Source organism: Streptomyces sp. NPDC087787, assembly GCF_044743035.1.
Taxonomy (GTDB): domain Bacteria; phylum Actinomycetota; class Actinomycetes; order Streptomycetales; family Streptomycetaceae; genus Streptomyces.
Map to the genome: position 1 here is coordinate 771,357 of NZ_JBIUVQ010000001.1, position 16,113 is coordinate 787,469.

The window sequence follows — 16,113 nt, forward strand, 5'->3', positions numbered from 1 at the left end:
GGGAGTGAAGGGGGAGGCGGGAGTGAAAGGGGGCGGAGAGGTGGCTGGCACCGGGGCCGGCCGGAGGGGCCGCGGTCAGGCCGGAGGTGCCGCGGTCAGAAGGAGAGCGGACCGATCCGGTGGAGGACCTCCGGGTCGTGCGGCCCGTCCGGGAACTGCTCGGTCCCGAACAGGACCTCGCGCTCGACCGTGGCGCCGTGCCGGGCGGCGTAGGAGGTGAAGAGCCGCTCGGAGGCGATGTTGCCCGGGGTGATCGTGGTCTCCAGGGAGGTGAGCCCGCGCTCGGCGGCGACCCGGGCGGTGAGCGCGTCCAGCAGCCGGGCGGCCAGGCCCTGTCCGCGGTGGCCGGCGTCCACGGCCACCTGCCACACGAGCAGGGTGTGCGGACGGTCGGGCCGCACGTACCCGGTGACGAAACCGACCGGCTCGCCGTCGGCTCCGCGCGCCACCGCGGAGGTGGCGGCGAAGTCGCGGCACCAGAGGAGGTAGCTGTACGAGGAGTTCATATCGAGCGTCCCGGATTCCTTCGCCAGTCGCCAGAGTGCGGCGCCGTCGGCGGGGGACGGACGCTCGATGCGGGGCGCCTCCGGCAATTCTGTGCGGGGGGAATGCAGGTCTGCTTGGGCGGCAGTCATGTGGAATGAACTTACCGAGCGGAATTCAAAAATGCATCGCCCCAGAGCCTTACGTGAACCGTGCCCATGTGTTATCGCGCGAGCGCGTGATCGCGCGAGAGGGTGCAGGTATGGGCGGGTTTGCCCCTTAATTACTGGGCAAAAGGGTCACGTCTGTGGAGTCCGTCACAGTCGGATAACGCTCTCGGCGACCTTCGAATTGTGTCGCCGAGAGCTCGTGAAATCTCTGCGTTTACGCCCCGGGAAACGGGGCAGAAGAATACGGGAAGCTGTCCAGAATTGAATTACTGAATTGTCTCGCCAATAAGTTCTGTGAGTTCCGTGAGCCCTGTCCGTCCGATTCCGGAGAATGCGGGCCCGCCGCCCGCGCGTCTACCGCTGCCAGGCCTTCGCGGCCGCCTGCCGGGCGGCCTCGGCGTCCACGGTCGCGCCGTGGCCCGTCAGGGCGGCGGCCAGGGCCGTCAGGGCGGCCTCGACGACGTCCTGGGTCGCGTCGGGCCCGTAGTGGTTGACGCGGATCATCTCCTTGGCGAGCTGGCCGCCGCCCGCGGCCAGCGGGAGGGCGGGGCCGGTCTCCAGGGCGCGGGCCACCAGCTCGGAGGCGTCGACGTCCGACGGGGTCCGCAGGGTGGTGGCGACCGGGGCCGCCTCCGACGCCTGGTGCACGTACGGCTCCAGGCCCGCGCCGAGGGCCCGCGCACCGGCGCGGGTCGCCGCGGCGGCGCGGCGGTGGCGGTCCATCACCGCGTCCAGGCCGGCCGTCTCGACGCGCTCGAGACAGGCCTCGAGGGCCAGCATCTCCAACTGCGCGGGCGCGTGCAGCAGTGCCTTGCGGCCGCCGTCGAGCCAGCGCTCCTTCCAGTCGAGGAGGGACAGGTAGGAGCGGCGCGGGGCGCGCGGGTTCGCCGCCATCCGGGCCCAGGCGCGCTCGCTGACCGACACCGCCGACACCCCGGCCGGGCCGCCCATCGCCTTCTGCGCTCCGATCACGCAGAGGTCCACGCCCCACGCGTCCGGCAGGACCGGCTCCGCGCCGACCGAGGCCACGGCGTCCAGGTAGAACAGGGCGCCCTGCTCCGCCACGGTCTTGCCGATCTCCGCGACCGGGTTGGTGTTGCCGGTCGCCGCCTCCGCGTGCACCAGCGACACGAAGTCGATCTCCGGGTGCTCGGCGAAAGCCTCCCTGACCTGGTCCGCCGTGACCGCCGTGTGGTACGGCACGGACAGGTCGTACACCGTCGCGCCGCAGTCGCGCAGCCAGTTGCCGAACGTCTGCCCGTACGGCCCGGTGATCACGTTCAGCGCGGTCGTGCCGGGACCGGCCGTGCCCCTGATCGCGCCCTCCAGCGGCAGCAGCGCCTCGCCCTGCATGATCACGACATCCTGCTCGGTGGCCAGCAGCCGCGCCACCCGGTCCTCGATCGAGGCGAAGCGGTCGGCGCTCAGCGGAGCGAGGTCGAGGAACGGATTGGTCACGGCGGTGCTCTCTTCGTGCGGGCGGGGACGGACGCATCGAGGGTAGTCGGCGGGTCTGCCCCCCTTTCACCCGGTGAGCTCGGACCGGGTGGTCCGCGGCGGGCGCGGGCTGATTAGGGTGCGGTGCATGAGCGATCGCGCGGTGCTGCACGTGAAGGGTCGGGTGCTCGTCGGCCCGGACGACGACCGGGTCCGGGACGAGCTGTGGGTGGTCGGCGGCCGGATCTCCTACGACCGTCCCGCCGGTGCCTCCGATGTGAGGACCGTCGAGGGCTGGGTGCTGCCCGGCCTGGTCGACGCGCACTGTCACGTCGGCCTCGACGAGCACGGACCGGTGCCCGACGACGTCTCGGAGAAGCAGGCGCTCACCGACCGCGACGCGGGCACCCTCCTCCTGCGGGACGCGGGCTCGCCCTCGGACACCCGCTGGATCGACGAGCGCGAGGACCTGCCGAAGATCATCCGCGCGGGCCGCCACATCGCCCGCACCCGCCGCTACATCCGCAACTACGCGTGGGAGATCGAGCCGGAGGACCTGGTCGCCTACGTCGCCCAGGAGGCCCGGCGCGGCGACGGCTGGGTCAAGCTGGTCGGCGACTGGATCGACCGCGACCTCGGCGACCTGTCGGCCTGCTGGCCGCGCGAGGCGGTCGAGGCGGCGATAGCGGAGGCCCACCGCCTGGGCGCGCGTGTGACGGCCCACTGTTTCGCGGAGGACTCCCTGCGCGACCTGGTCGAGGCAGGCATCGACTGCATCGAGCACGCCACGGGCCTGACCGAGGATCTGATCCCGCTGTTCGCCGAACGCGGCGTCGCGATCGTCCCCACCCTCGTCAACATCGCCACCTTCCCCCGCCTCGCCGACGGCGGCGAGACCAAGTTCCCGCGCTGGTCGGCCCATATGCGCCGGCTGCACGAGCGCCGCTACGACACGGTCCGGAACGCCTACGACGCCGGCATCCCGGTCTACGTCGGCACCGACGCCGGCGGCTCCCTGCCGCACGGCCTGGCGGCGGCCGAGGTCGCCGAACTGGTCAAGGCCGGCATCCCGCCGCTCGAAGCCCTCTCGGCGACGACCTGGGCCGCCCGCGCCTGGCTCGGCCGCCCCGGCCTGACCGAGGGCGCCCCCGCCGACCTCGTGGTCTACGACGAGGACCCGCGCGCGGACGTCCGCGTGCTGGCGGCGCCGAGGCGGGTGGTCCTGAACGGCAGGGTGGCCGGCTGAGGCGGCGTCGCCCACGGCTCCGGACTGGGCAAGGTCCGCCGGCTGGTTGGCAGCTACTGCACGCGGGGGCGAGGATCTGTACCGGGCTGTGCATCAGGTCGCCGACGAAGACCGCCCGTTCGCCCCCGGAGTCGAGCCGCAGGACGGACGAGCCGGGCGTGTGGCCCGGGGCCGACTCCAGGGTGAGGCGGGCGTCGATGCGGTGCGTGCCGTCCCACAGCACGGCCTGTCCGGCCTGGTGGAGGGGAGCGATGCTGTCCTCGTAGATCAGCTGGTCGTCCTCGCGCAGCCCGTTCCCGTACGCTTTGGACGGACCGAAGTGGAAGTCGTCGGCGGCGGGCGGCAGATACTGGGCGTTGGGGAACGTCGGCACCCACTCTCCCGCGGGCCCCATGGTGTTCCAGCCGACGTGATCGGCGTGGAGGTGTGTGTTGACCACGACGTCCACATCCTCCGGACGGATGCCGGGTCAGCCGGTCGAGGAAGTCGCTCCGCCAGTGGTGGAACGGCGAGCCCGGGCGCTCACGGCCGTCACCCAGCCCCGGATCCACCACGATCGTCCGGCCGCCGCTGCGCAGGACCCACGTCTGCAGCGCGACCACCGCCTGATCGCTGTCCGGACAAGCACTACTTGAAGGGACCGAAGGAGATGCGCCTGTGACCCATGGTCAGCGGGTGCTCTGCCTCCTGCACTGGCATGGTGAGCGCCCCCACGGACTGACTGCACTGGGCGTTGCCCCGGACCGGCTGACCGAAGCGGAGGAGAAGGCCACGGCGGCCCTGGTCGGCCTACCCCTTCCCGCCTCCTGGCAGGGCGCGGACCCGGCACTGCGGCGGCAACTCGTCGCCGCGTGCCGGACGGTCCCGACGGCGGGCCTTTGGCATGTCACGGACGAGCGTCCGGCCGTGGACGAGAACCGCGCCCGGCACGACTGCCTGAGCGTCCTGTCCGCCGAGTGGCCGGGCGCGGATCTCCTTCCCACGGAGGAGGCCGACCGCCTGCCGGGGCTGGCCGCCCTGGGTCGGCTGACCTCCCTGGTCTGCCTGATGCCGCCGGAGGTGTGGCTGGATGCCGAGCAGGACCTCCTCGACATCTACGACACCTACACGGTGGGCACGCTGCCCGACGGCCCCTTCTGAGCCGTCGCCGTCGTCGAAGGGGCCAGCAGCCCCGGCCGCCGGTGTCCGTCCGCCCCCGCCCGCGCCTCGGGCGTGGGCGATCGGCGTGAGAGGCCGCGGTACGGGCGCCACCGCGGCCCGAGCGACGCCCGCCGTCGGAGCCCCGACTGAACGGCGCGACGGCGACGTACCCCGGCGCGGTGAAGAGCGGCGACCTGGTCGTCATGGCCCTGAAGGAGGGCTTCGCGCCCAACGTGGTGCTGCGTGAACGCCCGGACGGGTCAGTGGAGTACCTGCTGTGGGCCGTCGGCAAAAGCTGGGTGAGGGCCGCCGACGTGAAAGTCGGAGATGCCGTGGTGTCCAGGCTCGTCATGTCCGAGGCACCAAGGAGTTCAAGCAGCGTGCCAGAAGCGGGAAGGGGGCATCTGCGTTCTTCGGCTGGAGGAGTGCGAGGAAACTCGTCCACCATGCGTGGAAGCACAGGCGTGTAGTCGAAAAACTCCATCGTGACAGCAAGGGACGGATCCATGGACATCCATCCCGGCCTTGGCGCCGATAATATCTAGATGAACGACGAAGAGGCCGGGGCTGACGCGACTCAAGCCGCGTCAGTCCCGGCCTCCACTCCAAGGAGGTAGCGTGTCCCTTGTTGCTTACAAGGAGTTCGCCAGGCGCTCGTACGGAAGTCTGCAACGTCCAAGATACGATGTGATCTCCAAACGCTTGGAGAAAGACCCGTACCGGGACCTTCTTGAAGAGTTGGAGAGGCTGGGGGAGGTTGAGGACGTAACCGACCTGAACTGTGATGTGGCATTCGCCTGGAAGATTCGCACCGGTGAGTTCGGGGTCGTGGCGAGACTGTCGGTGGTGGGCCCGTATGCGGCCGTCTTCCGGCTCCACGCCGATGGGTATGAAACGGGTGAATCGGTCACCGAGGGGTCGTAGGGCGAACAAGATCGTCGGGTTATCGCAGCTATCGAGGGTGCCGGGTTCAGGATTCTCGGAAGTGAGGAACTCGAGCAGCGCATGAAAATCAACTTCCCGGAATGTGACAAGAGTGCCTCCATCTATCAGATTTTCTTCTCCGGAGAGTGAAGAGGGGCTGTACTCGGGCATCAGGCGGCAGCCGTCACTGTCTGATGCCGAATCTGAAAGGACTGGAGATCCCGATGAAGCCTCAGGTGGCACTCAAGCCCGGCTGGTTCCTCGGGAACGGTGAATCCTATGCAATGCTCCTGGCCATCCTGGAGAAAGCCAAATGGACTCCGGAAGTCGATTTGTCCGAATTCCCTTACGAAGGGTGCAGGCGAGAGATCTGCGAGATCCTCACGGATGAGCTCTTGACCTCCGGGTTCGAGGGCGAATGGAAGGTGAATCATCGGGGAGGCCTCATCGAAGGGCTTATCGACATATTTAATCCCTACGTATAGGCCTGGCTCCCAGACTCGGAGGAGAGCCGGCTGGAGACCTCCTGAAGGTTACCTGGCGGCGTTCAAAGTGGCGCGCGGGGGCTTATGTGTACAGGGGCGGGAGGATGCCGGACAAGCGATCGACTCTTTCGCCGAGGACGGTGAAATCTGCTGCGTTCCGGCTGGCTCGCCTTGTTGCTGTCGAGCGAGATGGGGTGCCGGGTGAGAGGTGTTCATGTTTGTCCGCGTCATTGTTGAGGGTGACCTGGATGGCGATTTGCTCGCTGAGTCGATTTGCAATTTCCTCGACATCTTCAATTCTGTCCCGCAATTCATCGCCAACGATGACTGGGAGATCGAGATCGCCGATGACGGCGAGGAAAGTGGGGATGCGTCCCTGCGGTGGATCGTCGATTGCTACCCTGCAGGGCATGTGCAGTGGGATGATGTCGCACAGCTCGTGCGGGTCGTAAGAAACTCCCTGTCTGAGCAAGGCGTGCCGGGTGCTCATGTCGGCATTCTTGAATGAGTAGGAAGAGGTGGGTCCATTGGTGTTTTCTGGGAGTGGTGTGCTCGGCTCGTGAAAATAGTAAGACAGCAGCCTGGCTGGGTGGAAATGTTTCTGACGGAAGGGCAATGGCGGACCGACTACTCCCAGCATTTCATCGACGGTACTTGCAACGGCCTTGTGGTAGGTGCTCGCGGAATCTCTGATCTCTCGCCCGTAGCACGGTGTGCGGAACTGGAACGGCTTCGCGTCTCTGAGCTCTCCTCGCAGGAGTTGGATCTCTCGGGCCTCACGGGATTGCGTGAGGCAGAGCTCCCCTGGAAGGTCGCAGCACGCAGCCTTCGCCGGCTCGGGGCGCTGGAAGACCTGACCGTGACGCGCTGGAGAGCAACGACACTCTCGGCACTCGGCGCCAAGCCCGCACTGCGGCGCCTGCGCCTTGGGGCGGTGCGAACCGCCGTCACCAGCGCGGAGGGCGCCGGGCTGTTCCCTGAACTGCGCGAACTACGCCTCTACGACGGCCGGCTGACGGAATCCGGCCTCCTGGCCGGAGCCAAGCAGTTGAGAAGCGTCGCACTGCTGTCGGCCAAGACCGACTCCGTGGCCTTCGCGGCAGCCCTGCCCCACTTGGAGCGCTTGGAGCTGGAGAACAGCGGCGACATCGGCACACTCGCCCCACTCGCCGAGCACCCGACCCTGCGCGAAGTGCTGGTCACCGGCAGCACACGCATCGCCGATGGCGACCTGACCCCTCTCGCCGGCAATCCGTGGCTCAGCGTCATCGCCGTGGAACGCGGCCACAAGCATTACAGCCACCGGCCCGCCGAGGTCCGCCGGGATCTGAGCAGGGGGCGTTGAGCGTGCTGATCGCCACGCCCTGTGCTGCCGAGGCCGGGCCGGCGGGTGACGTACTCGGTTCCGGTGTACGAGGCGGGAGCGGATCCGTACGGGGGCTCTCTCCGTGACCGGGGCGGGGCGTAAGGCGTTCAACCGGGCCAGGGACCTGAGCGCAAGGGGGCGTGGACGCGTGAGCGCGGACAACATGGTTGGTACGGAGGGTCAGGCGAACTCGCAGCGCAGGCGGCGAGCCGAAGGCGAGGAGAAACCGGCCATCTGGGTCGGGTACGGCAAGCTGGCCAAGCTCTTCCGCACCAGGAAAGGGTTCACCCGGCAGGAACTGGCCGACGCCGTCGGCTATTCCATCGAGCAGGTGGCCTCCATCGAGCAGGGCCGCCGGCCGGCGAAGGCCGCCTTCACGGAGGCGGCCGAGCGGGTCCTCGGAGCGGACGGGGTGCTTGCGGAGCTCCAGGAGGACGTGGACCGAGCCAAGTTGCCCAAGTTCTTCCAGGACTTCGCGTCGATCGAAGCCGAGGCGGTGAGCCGGTTCGATTACGACCCGCTGCTGGTGCCGGGGTTGATGCAGACCGAGGGTACACACGGGCCCTCTTCCTGTCGCACTACCCTCCCCTAGACGACGAGACCGTCGAACTGCACACCGAAGCGCGCCTGAACCGTCAGAAGGTGCTGACCAAGGCGCCGATCGTGCAGTTGTCCTTCATCATCGGCGAGGCTGCACTGACGAACCCGATCGGCAGCGGTGAGGTGATGCGGGAGCAGTTGCAGCGTCTGCTCGATGTAGGAGGCCTGCGCCATGTCGAGTTGCAGGTCATCCCGTCCAACGCCGGGTATCACCCGGGTCTCAACGGCGCCTTCGTCCTCCTGGAAACACTGGAGCACAGGCACTTCGGCTACATCGAGACGCAGGAAGTCGGAGTCGTGATCAGCGACTCGGCAAAGGTCAGCACCCTTGGCCTGCGCTATGGCAAGCTGCGGTCGCAGGCCCTTAATGTCGAGGAGTCCGCACGTCTCATCCAACGACTTGCAGGAGCGGCATGAACAAGCGGCAGGACACCGGCGACCATGGTCAGTTGGTGTGGCGGAAGAGCAGCTACAGCGGCTCGGGCGGTGGCAACTGCGTTGAGGTCGCCGAGACGGTCGGCGAGGTCGTCGTGCGGGACTCCAAGAACATGACGGGTTCTCGGGTCCGTGTCGGCCGGGAGGCCTGGGCTGCCTTCCTGTCCCACTCCGGGGGCTGCTCCGTCTGCTGACCGCCGGTCTGTTGCGGAAGTGGCCGTAGGGAACGCCTGTGCCGGAGGAATCGAAAGGATGCGCAGAAACCCCCCGAAGGGGTGAAGTGACGCAGGATCGCTGTCAATTCACTCTCAGTGCGTAATCCTTTCGGGGTCCCAAGCATTCCTTTCTGGGGGTCCCACACCTTGAACGGCAACAACTTCCGCATGTCCGCCCGTCGTTGCGCCTCCGTCGCCGCGGCCACCGTGCTGGCCGCCGGGCCGGTGACGCTGATCGGCGCCGGGTCCGCGCACGCGACCGGTGGGCAGGAGGGTCACGCGAGCGCCTCCGTCCTGCGCACCGGGCTGGACGTGTCCCTGGTCAACAAGACGGTGAACGTCCCGCTCGCGGTCTCCCTCAACGAGGTCGAGGCACCGCGGAGCGCGCAGCAGACCGCGCTGACCGCGCGTCTCGACGGTGTCGACGGCGGGAAGCCCTTCAGCGTGATCCGCGCGGACGTGGCGAAGACCGACGCGACCGTCTCCGCGGACAAGGCTGAGGGCGTCGTCGAACTGGCCCACGCCCGCGTCCACGTCCCCGGCCTGCCCCTGCTGTCCCTGATCGAGGTCGACCAGGTCACGTCCAGGGCGACGTGCGAGGCCGGCGAGTCCCCGGTCGCCGACAGCAACGTCCTGGGCTCCGTGAAGGTGCTCGGCAAGAAGGTGACGCTGAGCGCCGGCGGTACGACCGACGTCCGCGTCCCCGGCGTCGGCGAGGTCCGCCTCGACCTGTCGAAGCGGGAGACGACCTCGAGCACGGCCGCCGCGACGGCCCTGGAGCTCAAGGTCTCCGTCAACCCGCTCAAGCTGAACGTGGCCGAGGTGGAGGGCACGGTCACCCTCGCCAGGGCGACGTGCGAGTCCCCGAAGGCTCCGGAGAAGGAGGCGGCCCCGCCCGCCGAACAGGGCGGCGACGACAAGCCCCAGGGCACCGAGAGCAAGCCCCAGGGCACCGACGACAAGCCCGGAAGCGACGACGTCAAGCCCCAGGACGCCGCCGACGTGAAGCCGCAGACCGTCTCCGAGAAGAAGACCGTCGACCTGGCGGAGACGGGCGGCAGCTCCCTCACGCCGTACCTGGCGGCGGGCTCCGCCGTCCTGCTGGCGGCCGGGGGAGGCGCGCTGGCGGTGGCACGCCGACGTCGCGGCTGACAGCCGGGGCCTCGCGGGCCGGCCGGGAAGTCCAGGACCGGCGGGACTTCCCGGCGCGGTGGGTCAGGGAACGGGGGGCGGCGCCAGCGCCGAGCCCAGGGCGCGGACGAAACCGTCCACCGTCCCCCTGTCCCGCACCGCCAGCCGCAGCCAGTCCCCGCCGAGACCGGGGAACGTGTCCCCGCGCCGCACCGCGTATCCCAGCCCGCGCAACCGCCGTCGTACGTCCGCCGCCCCCGGCACGCGCACCAGCACGAAAGGGCCCTCGGCCGGTCGCACCACCCGCACCCCGTGCCCCGCGAAGGAGTCCAGGGCCGCCACCAGGTGGGCGCGGTCGGCGGCGATACGGCGGGCCGCGTCCTCCGCCTCGGCCAGCGCCCGCGGTTCCAGGCACGCGACCGCCGCCGCGAGCGCCGGAGTGGACACCGGCCACAGCGGCTGGGCACGCTCCAGCTCGGCGATCACCTCGGGCGACGACAGCACGTAGCCGATCCGCAGGCCCGCGAGACCCCATGTCTTGGTCAGGCTGCGCAGCACCACGAGACCGGGCACGTCCGTCCGCCCCGCCAGCGACTCCCGCTCGCCCGGCACCGCGTCCATGAAGGCCTCGTCGACCACCAGCACCCGTCCGGGACGGGCCAGTGCGGCGACGGACGCGGCCGGATGCAGCACCGACGTCGGGTTCGTCGGGTTGCCGACCACCACCAGGTCCGCGTCCTCGGGGACGGCCGCCGGATCGAGCCGGAAGCCGTCCTCCGCTCGCAGCAGCACCCGGTCCACCGTGTGCCCCGCGTCCCGCAGCGCCGCCTCCGGCTCGGTGAACTGCGGATGCACGACGACCGGCCGCCGCACCTTCAGCGCCCGCGCCAGCAGCACGAACGCCTCCGCCGCCCCCGCCGTCAGCAGCACCCGCTCCACCGGCAGCCCGTGCCGCGCCGCCATCGCCGCCCGCGCGGCCCGCCCGTCCGGGTAGGCGGCGAGACCGGTCAGTGAGGCGGCGATCCGCTCCCGCAGCCACCCCGGCGGCGTGTCGGCCCGCACGTTCACGGCGAGGTCCACCAGCGCCGCCCCGTCGTCGCGGACCTCGGCGTCCCCGTGGTGCCGCAGATCGTGCCCGAACGGCACCGAATCCTCAGCGGGCATGGGAGTGGGCGTGCCCTCCATGATGATGGCCATGGTGCCCGTCGTCGTCCGGGTGGAAATGCGGCTGCTGCGGCAGCCCCACCTTGTCCTCGAAGCCCGGCAGCGCGATCCGGTACACGCACGAGTCGCAGTTCATCCGCAGATCGCCCTTCATCGCCTCCGCGTACCGCTCCATCACCAGGTCCAGCAGCTCCGGCTCCGGCCCGATCACGTCCGCCGAGCGCACATCGGCCTGCGGGTGCGCCGCCGCCCAGTCCGCCGTCTGCCGCCGTACGCGGTCCGGCAGGATGCCGGTGAACAGGAAGTACGGCAGCACGACGATCCGCCGCGCGCCCAGCTTCACGCACCGGTCGAGCCCGCTCGGCACGTCCGGCGCCGCGAGCGACACGAACGCCGTCTCCACGCCCGCGTACCCGCGTCCCTCCCACAGCAGCCGCGCCGCCTTGTGCACCTCGGCGTTGGCGTCCGGGTCGGTCGAGCCACGCCCGACCAGCAGCACCGTCACCTCGGAGCGGTCCCAGGACGGATCGACCGCCTCGTCCAGCCGCCGCTCCAGCACGCTCAGCAGTGAGGGGTGCGGGCCCAGCGGCCGGCCGTAGGTGTACGAGATCCCCGGGTGCCGTTCCTTCTCACGGGCCAGCGCCGCCGGGATGTCGCCCTTGGCGTGTCCGGCGGACACCAGCATCAGCGGCACGGCGGCGAACCGGCGCACGCCCCGCTCCACCAGCTCGGCGACGGCCTCGCCAAGCGGCGGCGGGGACAGTTCGATGAAGCCGCCCGCGACGGGCAGTCCGGGGTTACGGCGCCCCAACTCCCGTACGAAGTCGCGGAACGCCTCGGCTCCGGCGTCGTCCCGGGTGCCGTGACCGGCGATGAGCAGAGCGGGCGGCGGCGGGGTGGTCACAGGGTCTCCTCGAGCGATTCAAGCGATTCAAGCGATTCAAGCGATTCGAGCGGTTCAGACGATTCAAACGAACTGGCGTGGTACAGAAGGGCGTTGAGCGCGGCCGCGGCGACCGCCGAACCGCCCTTCTCGGACACGTTGCTCACGGCGGGCAGCCCGCTCTCGCGCAACGCGGCCTTGGACTCGGCCGCCCCGACGAAACCGACGGGCAGGCCGATGACGAGCGCGGGGGAGGCGTCCACCTTCAGCAGCTCCTCCAGGGCGGTCGGCGCGCAGCCGATCACCCAGAGCGCGCCCGGGCCGACGTCCTCGTACGCCAGCCGGATCGCGTGCGCGGAGCGGGTCATCCCGGGACCCGACCTGGCGTCCTTGAGCCGGCAGACGCTCTCGCGCCGGGTGATCCCGGCGGCCACCATCTCCACATCCGCGACCACGGGAGCCCCCGCGTGCAGCGCGGCGTGCGCCGTCACCAGCTCGCGCTCGTCCATGACGAGGTCGGACGCGTACTCCAGGTCGGCGGAGGAGTGCACGACCCGCTCCACCACCGCCCGCGTCAGCGGCGCGAGGTGCGAGGTGTCCAGGCGGGTACGCAGCCGCCGGAACGACTCCTGCTCGATCGGGTGGACGGCACGGTTCACTTCGGCTCCTCCCCGGATGCCTGCCAGCGGTAGCCGCGTGGCGTGACCATGCGCCCCGCGATCTCTCGGGTCGCGGTGTTGCCCACGGTCACGACCGTCATCATGTCGACCGTCTCCGGATCGAGCGTGGCCAGCGTCGTCACCCGGCTGGACTCGTCCGGCCGTGACGCGTTCCGTACGACACCGACCGGCGTCGCCGGCTCCCGGTGCCCGGCGAGGATCGCGAGCGCCTTCGGCAGCTGCCAGTCCCGGCCCCGGGAGCGGGGGTTGTAGAACGTCACGACGAGGTCCGCCTCGGCCGCCGCCCGCACCCGCCGCTCGATGACCTCCCAGGGGGTGTGCAGATCGGAGAGGCTGATCGAGACGTGGTCATGGCCCAGGGGGGCGCCGAGAAGGGCGCCCGCGGCGAGGGCGGCCGTGACGCCGGGGACCCCGACGACGTCGATGTCGTCGGACGCCTCGGCCAGCGCGGGCGAGGCCATCGCGTACACCCCCGCGTCGCCGCTGCCGATCAGCGCGACGGCATGCCCGCGCCGGGCCTCGGCGACCGCCGTGCGGGCCCGCTCCTCCTCCGCGCCGAGCCCCGACTGGAGGATGCGGGTGCCGGGCCGCAGCAGGTCGCGGATCTGGTCGACGTACTGGTCGAGCCCCACGAGCACGGAGGCACGCCGCAACTCCGTCCGCGCGCGCGGCGTGAGCAGGTCCCGGGCGCCGGGACCCAGCCCGACGACCGCGAGCCGACCGCGCCCCGGCCGCCGTACGACCGCGCAGGTGGCCATCGCGGGCGTCCCGTCGGCGCGCTCCGACTTCCGCTTGGGCACGAGGAGTTCGCCCCCGCGCACGAGCGCGGCCGCCTCCGCGACGGAGGGGGTGCCGACGGCGGCGAGCGGCGCCCGCGACGGGTTGGGCACGTCGACCGCCGCCAACTCGTCGGCGGAGTACGTGACCAGGGGCACCCCGAGCCGCCGGGCCGCCCCGACGACGCCGGGCTCCTCCGCCTTGGCGTCGACCGTGGCCAGTTCGGCGAGCGAGGCCGCGGACAGCCCGGCCTCCGCGAGCACGCCCTCGACCAGGCCCACCACCTCCTCGACGGGCGCGCCCCTGGATGCGCCGACGCCCACCACCAGCGTCGGCGGCCGCAGGAACACCTCCCGTTCGGAGGGCGCGGCGGCACGGTCGGTGACCCGGATCGTGTACGCGCCCTCGGCGGCGACCGGCAGTGGCGGCAGCGGCCAGCGCACCTCCGCGTCAAGTCCGACCGGCTCCGCGTCGAGCAGCGCCCGCGAGACCCCGGCGACATCGCCCTCCACCGGAAGGCCGAGCGTGTCGAGACCGGGCAGCCCCACGGCGTCGGTCGCGGTCGTCACGACCGGCTCGGCGCCCAGCACCTCGCCCACCGCGCGGGCCAGTTCGTTCGCCCCGCCCGCGTGCCCGCCGACCAGGGACACCGCGAACCGGCCGCCCTCGTCGACGCACACCACTCCCGGATCGGAGGCCTTCTCGCCCAGCAGCGGCGCGATCAGCCGCACGACCGCCCCCGTCGCCAGGAAGCACACCAGCTGCCCGCACTCGGCGAAGGCGGCCCGTACGGCGTCCCCGACGGGCCCTTCGTACACCCGGGTGCGGTCCGGCCAGGCCGCGGCCAGCCGGTCCCGCGCAGCCGCGCCCGCCGCCGTGGCGGAAATGAGGCCGATCACTCAGCGACTCCTTCATGAAGCACCGGGGGCCGCGTGCCCCACAGCAGGAAAACAGGGTTGGTGGCCGCGAGCCGGGTCACGTCGCCCGGCAGCGGCGCGAGCCGTGAGGACTGCAGCAGCACGCCGTCGCACCCGAGCCCGGCGGCGGCCAGCGCCCCGCGCACGGCCGGCACCCGGTCGAGCGCCGCCACGGCGACCACGACGGTCCGCCGGGCCCGCCGCGCGCACGCGGTCACGACCTCGGGCAGCGCGCGCCCGCCACCGCCGACGAACACCGCGTCGGGGTCGGCGAGGGAGGCCAGCGCCTCCGGCGCGGTTCCGTGCACCACCGACACGTCCACGGCGTGCGCCGCCGCGTTGGCGTGGATCCGCTCCACTCCGTCGGCCGTCTGCTCGACGGCGGTGACGGCGGCGCCCAGCCGGGCGCACTCCACGGCGACCGAACCGGAGCCCGCGCCCACGTCCCAGACCAGGTCGCCGAGGCGCGGCCCGAGCCGGGCCAGCGCCAGGGCGCGCACCTCGAACTTGGTGATCATCGAGTCGCGGTGGGCGAACTCGTTCTCCTCCAGGGCCCATCGGGACGGGCCGGCCGACGGCCCCGCGACCGTGCGCAGGGGGCCGGGCGCGTGCGCCCCGTCCAGGCACAGCACCACGTTCACCGCCGTCCCCCAGTCGCGGGCGGCGGCCTCGGCCGGCGTGAGCCGTTCCACCCGTTCGCCCTCCGGATCGCCCAGCGCGGAGGCGACGACCAGCACCCGCTCGCCGCAGGTGCCGGCCAGCGCGGCGCCCAGCTCGGCGGGCCCCGCGCCCGGCCCGGTCAGCACGGCGACCTTCGGACGCGCCCGGCACACGTTCACGGCCGTGCGCAGATCCCGCCCGTGCGCGCTGACCACCACCGCGTCGTCCCAGGGCAGCCCGATCCGCGCGAACGCGGCCGCCACGGAGGAGACACCGGGGCGGACGTCCAGCAGTCCGGGCCCGAACCGCTCGGCGAGCGCCCGTACGATCCCGAAGAGACCGGGGTCCCCGGAGGCCAGAACGAGCACCGGGCGCCCCTCGCCGACGTACTCCGCGACGGTGTCGAGCGCCGGTGCCAGCGGGCCCAGGACCACCCGCTCGGCGCCCTCCGGCAGCCGTACGGCGTCCAGGTGCCGCCGCGCGCCCACGACGAGCCGGGCGTCCGCGGGCACCCGGGTGCCGTACGCCCCGGTGCCCGTGCCGACGACCGTGATCACGTGCTCGCACCCCGCGCGCGCAGGGCCCTGCGGGCCTCGGGGTCGGCCTTGCGGTGGCCGTGGAAGTGACCGGGGTGGTACAGGTGCGAACGGGTGCCGTGGGCGGCGAGGGCCGGTCCGACCAGGAACAGCGTGTGCTTCCAGAGCTTGTGCTCCTTGACCGTCTCCTCCAGCGTGCCGACCGTGCATGTGACGACCAGCTCCTCCGGCCAGGTCGCCTGGTGGGCCACCACGACCGGCGTGGACGTCGGGTAGCCGCCCTCCAGCAGCTCCCGCACGAGCTGGCCGCTGCGGGCCGCCGACAGGAACACCGCCATGGTGGTGCCGTGCCGGGCGAACTCGCGCACCTCCTCGCCGGGCGGCATCGGCGTTTTCCCGCCACCGAGCCGGGTCAGCACGACCGACTGCGCGACCTCCGGGATCGTCAGCTCGCGCCGCGCCAGCGCGGCCACGGCCGAGAAGGACGAGACACCGGGCACGACCTCCGTCCCGATGCCGATGTCCGCGCACCGGTCGAGCTGCTCCTGCGTGCCGCCCCACAGCGCCGGGTCGCCGGAGTGGACACGGGCCACTTTCAGCCCCTCCGCGTGCGCCCGCTCGTACACGGCGACGACGTCCTCCAGGGACAGGGCCGCCGAGTCCAGGATCTCCGCGTCCTCGCGCGCGTGCTGGAGCACCTCGGCCTGCACCAGGCTGGCCGCCCAGATCACCACGTCGGCCTCGGCGATCGCGCGGGCCGCCCGGAACGTCAGCAGGTCGGCGGCGCCGGGGCCGGCACCGACGAAGGTCACCTTGCCGGTCGGGGCAACGGCCATGGGTTCGGGTCCTCTCATGCGGAATGTC

General features: G+C 71.4%; 16 protein-coding genes and 2 pseudogenes. 9 read left to right on the forward strand and 9 right to left on the reverse strand.

Annotation, left to right across the window (positions count from 1 at the left end):
• Positions 1-95: 95 nt before the first annotated feature.
• Both ectA and ACIOWN_RS03560 read right to left on the reverse strand, forming a co-directional pair.
• The gene (gene ectA / locus ACIOWN_RS03555; RefSeq protein WP_362354922.1) at positions 96-635 is read right to left on the reverse strand and encodes a diaminobutyrate acetyltransferase; all 540 of its coding nucleotides are present in this window, start codon (positions 633-635) and stop codon (positions 96-98) included.
• Positions 636-1,007: 372 nt separating this feature from the next.
• Positions 1,008-2,111 (reverse strand): aminotransferase class V-fold PLP-dependent enzyme, encoded by a 1,104-nt coding sequence (locus tag ACIOWN_RS03560; RefSeq protein ID WP_362354925.1) that lies wholly within the window; start codon positions 2,109-2,111, stop codon positions 1,008-1,010.
• A 127-nt stretch (positions 2,112-2,238) separates the two neighbouring features.
• Here ACIOWN_RS03560 and ACIOWN_RS03565 point away from each other — a divergent pair, with 127 nt between their 5' ends.
• Positions 2,239-3,336, forward strand: coding sequence for an amidohydrolase family protein (locus ACIOWN_RS03565; protein ID WP_401980083.1), 1,098 nt, complete (start codon positions 2,239-2,241; stop codon positions 3,334-3,336).
• A 49-nt stretch (positions 3,337-3,385) separates the two neighbouring features.
• Here ACIOWN_RS03565 and ACIOWN_RS03570 read toward each other — a convergent pair.
• Positions 3,386-3,956: pseudogene (locus ACIOWN_RS03570) on the reverse strand (MBL fold metallo-hydrolase); the annotation flags it as partial.
• Between the two features lie 37 nt (positions 3,957-3,993).
• Here ACIOWN_RS03570 and ACIOWN_RS03575 point away from each other — a divergent pair.
• The 8 genes and pseudogenes from ACIOWN_RS03575 to ACIOWN_RS03610 all read left to right on the forward strand — a co-directional run bounded on the left by ACIOWN_RS03575 (position 3,994) and on the right by ACIOWN_RS03610 (position 9,653).
• Positions 3,994-4,476, forward strand: a complete 483-nt coding sequence (locus ACIOWN_RS03575) for a hypothetical protein (RefSeq protein WP_401980085.1) — start codon at positions 3,994-3,996, stop codon at positions 4,474-4,476.
• 618 nt (positions 4,477-5,094) lie between these two features.
• Entirely contained in the window at positions 5,095-5,400 is a 306-nt protein-coding gene (locus ACIOWN_RS03580) for a hypothetical protein (protein ID WP_401980087.1), read from the forward strand.
• 236 nt (positions 5,401-5,636) lie between these two features.
• Positions 5,637-5,885, forward strand: coding sequence for a hypothetical protein (locus tag ACIOWN_RS03585; protein WP_401980089.1), 249 nt, complete (start codon positions 5,637-5,639; stop codon positions 5,883-5,885).
• Between the two features lie 208 nt (positions 5,886-6,093).
• On the forward strand, positions 6,094-6,393 hold the full coding sequence (locus ACIOWN_RS03590; RefSeq protein ID WP_401980092.1) for a hypothetical protein: 300 nt from the start codon (positions 6,094-6,096) through the stop codon (positions 6,391-6,393).
• A gap of 81 nt (positions 6,394-6,474) precedes the next feature.
• On the forward strand, positions 6,475-7,230 hold the full coding sequence (locus tag ACIOWN_RS03595; protein ID WP_401980094.1) for a hypothetical protein: 756 nt from the start codon (positions 6,475-6,477) through the stop codon (positions 7,228-7,230).
• Between the two features lie 184 nt (positions 7,231-7,414).
• A pseudogene (locus ACIOWN_RS03600) lies at positions 7,415-8,268 on the forward strand (helix-turn-helix domain-containing protein).
• On the forward strand, positions 8,265-8,480 hold the full coding sequence (locus ACIOWN_RS03605; RefSeq protein ID WP_362354946.1) for a DUF397 domain-containing protein: 216 nt from the start codon (positions 8,265-8,267) through the stop codon (positions 8,478-8,480). Before ACIOWN_RS03600 ends, ACIOWN_RS03605 begins: the two are co-directional and overlap by 4 nt.
• 168 nt (positions 8,481-8,648) lie before the next feature.
• On the forward strand, positions 8,649-9,653 hold the full coding sequence (locus ACIOWN_RS03610; protein WP_401980097.1) for an SCO1860 family LAETG-anchored protein: 1,005 nt from the start codon (positions 8,649-8,651) through the stop codon (positions 9,651-9,653).
• 63 nt (positions 9,654-9,716) lie between these two features.
• Here ACIOWN_RS03610 and cobC read toward each other — a convergent pair whose 3' ends face one another.
• The 6 genes from cobC to cobM are packed head-to-tail and all read right to left on the reverse strand — an operon-like array spanning position 9,717 to position 16,085.
• Positions 9,717-10,829 carry an Rv2231c family pyridoxal phosphate-dependent protein CobC gene (gene cobC, locus ACIOWN_RS03615; RefSeq protein WP_401980099.1) on the reverse strand — a complete coding sequence of 371 codons (1,113 nt, stop codon included), beginning with the start codon at positions 10,827-10,829 and terminating at the stop codon, positions 9,717-9,719.
• Positions 10,786-11,700: a sirohydrochlorin chelatase gene (locus ACIOWN_RS03620; protein ID WP_362354952.1), complete on the reverse strand. Its 915-nt coding sequence runs from the start codon at positions 11,698-11,700 to the stop codon at positions 10,786-10,788. Before ACIOWN_RS03620 ends, cobC begins: the two co-directional genes overlap by 44 nt.
• The gene (locus ACIOWN_RS03625; RefSeq protein WP_401980102.1) at positions 11,697-12,338 is read right to left on the reverse strand and encodes a precorrin-8X methylmutase; all 642 of its coding nucleotides are present in this window, start codon (positions 12,336-12,338) and stop codon (positions 11,697-11,699) included. Before ACIOWN_RS03625 ends, ACIOWN_RS03620 begins: the two co-directional genes overlap by 4 nt.
• The gene (gene cobJ, locus ACIOWN_RS03630) at positions 12,335-14,035 is read right to left on the reverse strand and encodes a precorrin-3B C(17)-methyltransferase (RefSeq protein ID WP_401980105.1); all 1,701 of its coding nucleotides are present in this window, start codon (positions 14,033-14,035) and stop codon (positions 12,335-12,337) included. Before cobJ ends, ACIOWN_RS03625 begins: the two co-directional genes overlap by 4 nt.
• The gene (gene cbiE / locus ACIOWN_RS03635; protein WP_401980107.1) at positions 14,032-15,270 is read right to left on the reverse strand and encodes a precorrin-6y C5,15-methyltransferase (decarboxylating) subunit CbiE; all 1,239 of its coding nucleotides are present in this window, start codon (positions 15,268-15,270) and stop codon (positions 14,032-14,034) included. Before cbiE ends, cobJ begins: the two co-directional genes overlap by 4 nt.
• The gene (gene cobM / locus ACIOWN_RS03640; protein ID WP_401980110.1) at positions 15,267-16,085 is read right to left on the reverse strand and encodes a precorrin-4 C(11)-methyltransferase; all 819 of its coding nucleotides are present in this window, start codon (positions 16,083-16,085) and stop codon (positions 15,267-15,269) included. Before cobM ends, cbiE begins: the two co-directional genes overlap by 4 nt.
• Positions 16,086-16,113 lie beyond the last annotated feature (28 nt).

Bases quoted from the DNA above. Each gene is read 5' to 3' on its own strand.
- ectA (WP_362354922.1), bottom strand. From the start codon at position 635: ATGACTGCCGCCCAAGCAGACCTGCATTCCCCCCGCACAGAATTGCCG.
- ACIOWN_RS03565 (WP_401980083.1), top strand. From the start codon at position 2,239: ATGAGCGATCGCGCGGTGCTGCACGTGAAGGGTCGGGTGCTCGTCGGC.
- ACIOWN_RS03605 (WP_362354946.1), top strand. From the start codon at position 8,265: ATGAACAAGCGGCAGGACACCGGCGACCATGGTCAGTTGGTGTGGCGG.
- cobC (WP_401980099.1), bottom strand. From the start codon at position 10,829: ATGGCCATCATCATGGAGGGCACGCCCACTCCCATGCCCGCTGAGGAT.
- cobM (WP_401980110.1), bottom strand. From the start codon at position 16,085: ATGGCCGTTGCCCCGACCGGCAAGGTGACCTTCGTCGGTGCCGGCCCC.